Consider the following 2829-nt stretch of genomic DNA (forward strand, 5'->3'; position numbering starts at 1 on the left):
CCGGCCGGGGGCCAGACGGGGGTGGTGACCCACTGGTCGGGGTGGCGTTCGACATCGGCCATCGGCTCGCGATCGATCCCGTTGTCGTAGCCGAGGAGTTCGTGGTCGAACCAGCGGTGCAGGGTGTCCACCCAGGCACCGCGCCGGAAGTCGAACGGGTCGACGTGCCCGGTCTGGGACAGCCAGAGCTTGCGCCGGACGCCGTGCCGGGCGAGGGCGTCCCACCACGGGCCGAGGTGCTGGGTGCGGACGTTGAGGTCCTGCATGCCGTGCACGGCGAAGACGCTGGCCCGGACCTTGGCCGCGTCCTTGACGTAGTCGCGCTCGGTCCACAGTGGGGTCCGGTCGCCATCGCGCGGGCTGCCCTCGGCCAGCCTGCGCTGTACGGCCGCGCAACGGGCGTGCGCGCCGGGGCTCTCGACACGGTCGGCGAGCTGGTCGGGGCCGCCGTCGTAGAGCGCGGCGCCCTGGGCGAAGTAGTAGTCGTACCAGGAGGAGATGGCGCTGATCGGGACGATGGTCTTCAGGCCCTTGACGCCGGTGGCGGCGACACCGTTGGCGATGGTGCCGTCCCAGCTCTTGCCGATCATGCCGGTGCGGCCGTTCGTCCAGCCGGCCCGCACCGAAGTGCCGCCGGTGCGGCTGGTGTAGGCCTTGGCGCGGCCGTTCAGCCAGTCGATCACGGCCTTCGCGGACCCGATGTCGGAGCGGCCGCCGATGTCCACGCAGCCGTCGGAGCGGTTGGTGCCGGCGAGGTCGACGCCGACGAAGGCATAACCGCGCGGTACGAAGAAGTTGTCGTAGAACAGCGGCATCTGGACGACACGGCCGTGGGCGTCGTACGTCTTGAGCTGGCTCTCGTTGCCTCGCCCGCAGCAGGAGTAGTACGGGCTCGCGTCCATGACGACCGGCACCTTGCGGCCCTGCCGGGCGGGTTCGGCGGGCCGGACGATGTCGGCGGCGACGCGGTCGTGCCTGCCGTCACCGTCCTCGTCGAGCCCGGTGTCGACCCATACGGACTCGCGGATCGCCTGGGCGTAGGAGTAGACGGGAGTGCTCTCCCGGGGCGCGGGCCGGGCGCCTGCCGGGGTGGGGAGGAGGGCCGTCAGGGTGACGACGACGGCGGTGACGAGCGTTCTGCGGATCGCGGAGCGCGTGCGTGTCGGCATGCGCGGACGGTACTCCGGTCGACTCCGCCGAAAAAAGAGGACCCACCGGGCCACGTGACGGCCGGATGGCGATCATGTGACAGCAGGTGCCATGGACAGGTCAGGGGTCACAGGGAATGAATAGGCTGCGGAACAGAGCCTTTCCGAACGGACCCGTGGTCCTGACGACTTGGAGCTGACGTGCACCGCAGAATCATCGCGCCGGGCGCATTGGCGGCGGCCTCCGTCCTGCTGGCGATCCCGGCATCGGCCGCGAGCTACACCCCCGGCGCGCCGGGTATCGGCGACCCCTACTACCCGTACTACGGCAATGGCGGCTACGACGTCTCCCACTACGACCTGAGGCTGCAATACCAGCCGAAGACGGACGAGTTGCAAGGCACGGCGACGATCCTGGCGAAGACCACCCAGGACCTGTCCCGCTTCGACCTGGACTTCCTGCTGGACGTGAGCGAGGTGCGGGTCAACGGCACCAAGGCCGCCTTCACCACCTCCGGGGAGCACGAGCTGGTCGTCACCCCGAAGACCCCCCTGCCCAAGGGCACGCCGGTCACGGTCGTGGTCCGCTACAGCGGGGTGCCGTCGGCCAAGAGCGCCTACGGCTTCACCTCCTGGCACCGCACCCCGGACGGCGGGGTGGCCGCCAACGAGCCCGAGGCCGCCTGGTGGTGGTTCCCGAGCAACGACCACCCGACCGACAAGGCCACCTACGACGTGTCGGTGTCCGTCCCGGACGGCACCCAGGCCATCTCCAACGGCACGCTCCAGTCGACCAGTTCGAAGCTGGGCTGGACCCGCTACAACTGGCGGCAGAACAAGCCGCAGGCCACCTACCTGGCCACGCTCGCGCTGGGCAGGTTCGACATCACCACCGGTACCTCCGACGGCGGGATCCCCGTCATCAACGCCTACAGCAAGGACCTCGGCGACAACGACGGCGCCGCGCGGGCCAGCGTGGAGCGCACCGGGGAGATCGTGGACTGGCTGAGCGGCTACTTCGGGCCGTATCCGTTCTCCTCGGCCGGCGGGTACGTGCCGAACACCACCACCGGGTACGCGCTGGAGACGCAGACCCGTGTGTACTACAGCCCGCGGCAGTTCGCGAACGGCGCCAACACCTCCGTGGTCGTGCACGAGCTGGCCCACCAGTGGTACGGCGACGACGTGTCGGTCAAGGGCTGGAAGGACATCTGGGTCAACGAGGGCTTCGCCCGCTACGCGCAGTGGCTGTGGTCGGAGCACGAGGGCGAGGGCACCGCGCAGGAGCTGGCCGACTACGTGTACGCCTCGCACCCGGCCGACGACGCGTTCTGGACCATCGCGCCGGGCGACCCCGGACCGGACAACCAGTTCGCCGGCGCCGTCTACGACCGGGGCGCCCTCGCCATCCAGGCGCTGCGCAACGAGATCGGCGACGACGCGTTCTTCGCGATCCTGAAGGGCTGGCCGAAGGAGCACGCCTACGGCAACGGCTCGGTGGCCGACTTCCAGCGGTACGCCGAGCAGGTGTCCGGCAAGCCGCTGGCCGCGCTGTTCGACACCTGGCTGTTCCAGCCGGAGAAGCCGGCCGCGCCGTCGGTCCGCGCCCTGGTGAGGACGGCCACGGCGGTGGCGCAGCCGAAGTCGTGGAAGAAGATCTGTCCACCGTGTGCTGTGTCCT

The 2829-nt window shown here is 70.0% G+C and carries 2 protein-coding genes; one reads left to right on the forward strand and one right to left on the reverse strand.

Annotation, left to right across the window (positions count from 1 at the left end; genetic code table 11):
* Positions 1-1169: CocE/NonD family hydrolase (locus H5J33_RS29770; RefSeq protein ID WP_309485519.1), on the reverse strand; the 1169-nt coding region annotated here is incomplete at its 3' end.
* Positions 1170-1349: 180 nt separating this feature from the next.
* On the opposite strand from H5J33_RS29770, the gene H5J33_RS29775 reads away from it, so the two are divergent.
* Positions 1350-2829, forward strand: a 1480-nt coding sequence (locus H5J33_RS29775; RefSeq protein ID WP_181797899.1) for a M1 family metallopeptidase, incomplete at its 3' end; no start/stop codon positions are given.

The sequence above is a fragment of the Streptomyces sp. WELS2 genome (genome assembly GCF_013870595.1).
Lineage (GTDB): Bacteria > Actinomycetota > Actinomycetes > Streptomycetales > Streptomycetaceae > Streptomyces.